General features: G+C 36.8%; 5 protein-coding genes and 1 pseudogene. 3 read left to right on the forward strand and 3 right to left on the reverse strand.

What is annotated here, in order from left to right; genetic code table 11:
- The 3 genes and pseudogenes from AB3X49_RS15885 to AB3X49_RS15895 all read right to left on the reverse strand — a co-directional run.
- Positions 1-436 (reverse strand): annotated as a pseudogene (locus AB3X49_RS15885) (sensor histidine kinase); the annotation flags it as partial.
- Between the two features lie 3 nt (positions 437-439).
- Positions 440-1,111, reverse strand: a complete 672-nt coding sequence (locus AB3X49_RS15890) for a response regulator transcription factor (RefSeq protein WP_002126137.1) — start codon at positions 1,109-1,111, stop codon at positions 440-442.
- Entirely contained in the window at positions 1,108-2,079 is a 972-nt protein-coding gene (locus AB3X49_RS15895; RefSeq protein WP_002011594.1) for a YncE family protein, read from the reverse strand. The genes AB3X49_RS15890 and AB3X49_RS15895 overlap by 4 nt, the downstream gene beginning before the upstream one ends.
- Positions 2,080-2,215: 136 nt before the next feature.
- Between AB3X49_RS15895 and AB3X49_RS15900 the strand changes: the two genes are divergently transcribed.
- The 3 genes from AB3X49_RS15900 to AB3X49_RS15910 all read left to right on the forward strand — a co-directional run bounded on the left by AB3X49_RS15900 (position 2,216) and on the right by AB3X49_RS15910 (position 6,186).
- Positions 2,216-3,331 (forward strand): CdaR family transcriptional regulator, encoded by a 1,116-nt coding sequence (locus tag AB3X49_RS15900; RefSeq protein ID WP_367963255.1) that lies wholly within the window; start codon positions 2,216-2,218, stop codon positions 3,329-3,331.
- Between the two features lie 117 nt (positions 3,332-3,448).
- A complete protein-coding gene (gene glcD / locus AB3X49_RS15905) occupies positions 3,449-4,861 on the forward strand; it encodes a glycolate oxidase subunit GlcD (RefSeq protein ID WP_002188861.1) in 1,413 nt (470 codons plus the stop codon).
- Positions 4,858-6,186 (forward strand): (Fe-S)-binding protein, encoded by a 1,329-nt coding sequence (locus tag AB3X49_RS15910; protein ID WP_367963258.1) that lies wholly within the window; start codon positions 4,858-4,860, stop codon positions 6,184-6,186. The genes glcD and AB3X49_RS15910 overlap by 4 nt, the downstream gene beginning before the upstream one ends.
- Positions 6,187-6,248: the final 62 nt, after the last annotated feature.

A 6,248-nucleotide genomic window follows, 5' to 3' on the forward strand; every position in this document is an offset into this window, starting at 1 on the left:
ATACAATACCAACTAATTTTTTATTATCTAAAACAGGGATGACAACACCCATAATATTACGATCAAAATGTTCTTCATACCCTATCTTTGTCACAGTTTTCCCATCTAATAGCGCCTGTCTATCCCCTTCACTTATAAGAGAATGATGGTGAACATCAAAAGGCAAACATGCGCTTAAATCACGCGGATTGTATACGAAAAGGACATCTGAACTAGATATTTGATCATATGCCCTTACTTTCTCTTCAAAAGTGGATACTCCTTCACGTTTATCATATTGCGTGGCAAGACGTTTCCCTTCCATTACTAATGAATCTTTTAAATTATCAACGTATAACTTTTCATATGAGTATAAAGATACAAAATAAAGAAAGGAAACTGTTACACATACTGCACATACTACTGTAAGCCAAAGCTTTTGTACCATCGTAAACATACGTTACACCTCAAATTTATAACCTACACCCCAAACGGTTTGAATGTAGTTTCCACTTTCTCCTAGCTTTAGACGCATCGTTTTCACATGCGTATCTACCGTTCTTGTACTTCCTGCATAATCATATCCCCACACCTTTTCAAGCAATTGTTCCCGGCTAAATACTTGTCCATTATGTTGGCAAAGAAAATATAGTAAATCGAACTCTTTTACCGTAAGAGGAATCGTCTCACCATTCGTCTCGACCCTCCTACTTTTTTCATTAATAAGAATCGGTCCAAATTGAATCTCTTCTTGCTGTTCTTGCTTTGTATATCGTCTTAAAACAGCTTCCATACGAGCAATTAGTTCCCCAGGACTAAATGGCTTTACAATATAATCATCTGCTCCCATACGTAAGCCGTTCACCCTATTCCACTCTTCACCTTTTGCTGTTAAAAATATAATAGGTACATCCGACGTTTTTCGAATCTCTTTACAAACTGAAAGCCCATCCATCTCAGGCATCATAATATCTAGTACAACGAAATCATAATGATCCGTCTCTAATTTTCGAAGTGCCTCTTTTCCATTTTCAGCTTCTCCCCACTCGTATCCGAAGTTATCTAAGTACATTCCGACAAGTTGCCTCATATCACTTTCGTCATCTACGACTAGCACGTTATATTTACTCATTGTCCTTCCCCTTCTCTCTCTATGAGTTGAAACGGTCCTTTTCCGACTTTAATTGTTTGTTTTATTTTCATATTCTTCATATCCATTACGCATACTTCATCGCTATCATAACTAGCTACATATCCTTCTGCACCGCTTTTCAAAAATGCAAATGGATTAGATCCTACTTCTGCAAATCCTACCTCTTGATACGTACTTGCATCAAACTTTCTAAGCGTATTTGAACCGTGACTTAGCGCATATACATACTTATCATCCTTTGTTATATTCACAGGCATAAACGGAGCATGTAAAGAACGCATCATCTCTCCGCTCTGTAAAGAATACACTAATACTTTCTCATTCACTTGACTTCCATCACCATGTCCACCAATCCATATTTCTTTCCCATCAGCGCTAACCGTTGCTCCTGTTGATGCTGGTGGAATCATAAAGGACTGTATCACTTCTTTTTTCTTTGTATCAATGGTCGTTAGTTTCGTATCATAAAAGTTGAGTACAGATAACTGGTTATGATGCTCTACCATCGTTATCGGCCCTTTTCCTGTTGAAACACTCCCTGTCTCTTTTCCTTTTATCGTAAAGAACCTTACCTTTTGTTCATTTTGATCGGCAGCAAATAATTGTGTTCCATCATCTGATGCGATAACATTAGCAATTCCTTTTCCAATCTTATATTTGTCCACTTGTCTTCCTTCTGCTAGTGAATATACATACATATATTCTAATTGCTTACCATAAACAAGTATTTCCTCGCCATTTGGAAGTAGCGTAACCCCCGCAATCGGCTCATTTAATTCCCATGTTGTTAATAGCTTCTTTGTTTTTTTATCAATAAAACTAATACTACCTTCCTTTATATTCGTTGTTATAATAACACTTTTATCTTTAGCAATCGGTGTATACGAACTTCCTTGACACCCTACTAATAGAAATAAAAAACAGAGAAGAAAAACATACTTTCTCAAAAGATTCCCTCCATCTTCGGATGATTTCGTTATAATTGTAAAATAACAAATAAATGTGTGGAAAATGTGAAATCTTCCTTTATTAATAAACTTACATATATAATGTACAACAAATAGAATTTGAGGTGTGTAAATTATGCTTTTTCCTGATTTAGCGAATAAAATTGTACGTGAAGTACGCAGATTAATTACTGAAAACATTATTATTATTAATATACAAGGCGTTATTATCGCAAGTACAGATGAGGAAAGAATCGGTCAATTTCATGAAGGTGCACTCCGCTGTGCGAAACAAAAGAAAACTGTCATTATTACAAAAGACGATGAACGACGACTGCAAGGTGTAAAAGCTGGGATGAACCTTCCTTTACTATTCCATGACGAAGTAATCGGCGTGATTGGAATTACAGGAGAACCTGAAAATATTTCACAATACGGAGAAATATTACGTAAGATGACCGAATTATTAATTCATGAAAACTACTTTTTAGAACAACTAGAACTTGAGCACCGGTCTTATGAAGCATTTGTCTTTGATTGGCTTCAAAATACAGACTGGTCTCCAAGTTTTCTCGATCGTGCAAAAACGCTTGGCATTGATTTATATAAGAAGAAACAACTTATTTTATTATCAATCGCCCAAGATAATACGATGCTCCAGCGTAAAATTTGGCAACATATGCGCAACATTTTAGCAAAAGAAAATTTATTTGTTCGCTGGGGAAATGATCGGTTTATTTTGTTTACAACAATACAATCCAAAGAGCAAACCTTTCAATTTTTAAAACGGTTAAAACAAGACTGTGAAACTTTATTTTCTATTACTTTATATATCGGGATTGGACAAACAGTTACGCCAAGCAATATGAACTTATCGTACGAACAAGCATTACGCGCCCTTTCAGTATCACTTGAAACGAAAAAAATTGTATTTAATGAAGATTTACGTTTAGAAATGTGCTTACAAGATATTTCTACTGAAACTCGAGAACAGTTTCTAGAGCGTACCATTGAAAACTTAGTATCATCTCCTGAGCTTATGCACACTTTACGTTTATTTATCGATTATAACCAATCTTATAAGCAGACAGCTGAGCAATTACATATACACATTAACACATTGCATTACAGGCTAAAAAAGATTGAAGAACATACAGGACTTGACCCGAAACAATTCAAAGATTTAAATGTTTTATACTTCGCACTCCTCTTATTAGATAATCATACAAAAAATAACGATAAAATCGATTAATCTTTAGATGATTGTACATAGAAAGAATCCTCCAACTTTTTTATCATTATAATGAAAGCACTGTTACAACGTTTTTTATTATGACGAAATACGTTAACAGTTTGAGGGGGATTTCCAATGTTAGAAAAGCAAATTATTGATTCATTCGTATCTATTGTTGGCGAAGATAATGTAGATACATCCAATATGGGGCGTTTAACTTATAGTTATGATGCCACTCCAAACTTCCAAGCGATGCCTGATGCAGTCATTGCTCCTCGTAATACAAATGAAATAGCAGACGTGTTAAAAGTGTGTAACACTCATAAAATCCCAGTATACGTTCGCGGGTCTGGAACAAATCTTTGCGCTGGAACGTGTCCACTTGAAGGTGGTATCGTCCTTATTTTCCGCCATATGAACAATATTTTAGAAATTGACGAAGAGAATTTAACAATTACTGTACAAGCTGGTGTTATTACACTTGATATTATTAAAGCAGTAGAAGAAAAAGGTTTATTTTATCCACCAGATCCAAGCTCTATGAAAATTTCTACAATCGGCGGTAACATTAATGAAAACTCCGGCGGATTACGTGGTTTAAAATATGGCGTAACACGTGATTATGTAATGGGGCTTGAAATTGTCTTACCGAACGGCGATATCATTCGCACTGGCGGTAAATTAGCAAAAGATGTAGCTGGTTATGATTTAACTCGTTTATTTATTGGTTCTGAAGGAACACTTGGTGTTGTTACGGAAGCTATATTAAAACTTGTCCCTATGCCTGAAACGAAGAAAACGATGCTTGCGCTATATGAAGATATTAACGAAGCTGCTCGAGCTGTTTCTGCTATTATTGCAAATAAAATTATTCCGGCGACACTTGAGTTTTTAGACCAACCAACAATTGAAGTTGTAGAAGAGTTTGCACAAATCGGTTTACCAACTGACGTTAAAGCAATTTTATTAATTGAACAAGATGGCCCGCCCGAGGTTGTCAATCGCGATATCGAAAAAATGGCTAACGTTTGCCGTGCTATGAATGCGGTCGATGTTCGCGTTGCAAAAGATGAAGCCGAAGCAGATGCGCTTCGTACAGCACGCCGTAGTGCACTATCAGCACTTGCAAGACTAAAACCGACAACAATATTAGAAGATGCAACTGTACCACGTTCACAAATCGCTCCAATGGTTGAAGCAATTAATGCAATTGCAAAGAAATATAATATTCCTATTTGTACTTTTGGTCATGCTGGTGATGGTAATTTGCATCCGACTTGTATGACAGATGCCCGTAATGAAGAAGAAATGCATCGTGCCGAACAAGCTTTTGCTGAAATATTTGCGAAAGCGATTGAGCTTGGTGGTACGATTACTGGTGAACATGGTGTTGGCGCAATGAAAGCTCCGTATTTAGAAATGAAATTAGGTAAAGAAGGTATTGCTGCTATGCAAGGGATTAAACAAGCCTTCGACCCAAACAACATTATGAATCCTGGAAAGATGTTCGCGAAAGACTCTCGTAAAAGAGTGGTGGTTGAGCGATGACCACATTAAATAAAGAAAACATTCAAAAGGAATTTAAAGAACGATTAAGTGAAGATGAACTACTAAACTGTATGCGATGCGGCTTTTGTTTACCAACTTGCCCTACTTACATTCAATCTGGGTATAAAGAATCACATTCCCCACGCGGACGTATCGCCTTAATGAAAGCCGTCGTTGATGGTTTAATTGAGCCGGATGAAGATGTTGAAGATACATTAAATGTTTGCCTTGGCTGCCGCGCTTGTGAACCTGTTTGTCCATCTGGTGTGAATTATGGACATTTATTAGAAGAAGCTCGTGATATTATTAATCAAAATAAAAAGTTCTCCATGCCCGTGAGAGCTGTTCGTAAAGTTGTTTTTGAAGGACTATTCCCGCATCAAAACCGAATGCGAACATTAACAGGACTAATCGGATTTTACCAGCGTTCTGGTTTACAAACGCTAACACATAAAACAGGTATTATGAAGTTATTCCCTGAAACACTTGCAACGATGGACCTCGTTTTGCCAAAAGTCCCTAAAATGAAAGCAATGAAAGATCGTCCTGAATTTTTACCTGCTGAGGTGGCAAAGAAGAAACAAGTTGCATTCTTCACAGGCTGTTTAATGGATACGATGTTTTTAGAAACAAATAACGCAACGATGAAACTTCTTCAGTTAGCTGGTTGTGATATCGTTATTCCGAAAACACAAAGTTGCTGCGGGGCGTTACATGGGCATGCTGGTGAAAAGAGTGGAGCAAAAGAATTAGCAAAACGAAATATAGAAGCATTCGAAGATTTAAACATCGACTATATTATTACGAATGCAGGTGGTTGCGGAGCTTACCTCGTAGACTATGATTATCTGTTAAAAGATGATCCCAAATGGGCTGAACGCGCAAAGCAATTTGTTTCTAAAATTAAAGATATTACTGCTATACTAGTAGAACTAGATTTCCATAAACGTAATGACTTACGACTCACGCCGCAAATCATTACGTATCAAGACTCTTGTCATTTACGCAATGTTATGCGAACATCTTCGGAACCTCGTATGTTACTAGAGGCCATTCAAGGCGCAACATACCACGAAATGAAAGATGCGGACCGTTGCTGTGGTTCTGCTGGTATTTATAATATTGTCCATTCGGAGTTATCAATGGAATTTCTAGATTACAAAATGGACCGTGTACATGAAACAGATGCAGCGACAATTGTTACTGCAAACCCTGGATGTCTATTACAAATGAAACTAGGTATTGAACGTGAAGGTCTTTCTCATAAAATGAGAGGAATTCACATTGTTGATCTATTATTAGAAGCAATTGAAACCAACTCGTAATAACTCGTAACATACGTAATAATAGGAAAACGGCTATCTCCTTCGTCTATGTAAAGAGATAG

The sequence above is a fragment of the Bacillus sp. C30 genome, assembly GCF_040838255.1.
Taxonomy (GTDB): Bacteria; Bacillota; Bacilli; order Bacillales; family Bacillaceae_G; genus Bacillus_A; species Bacillus_A mycoides.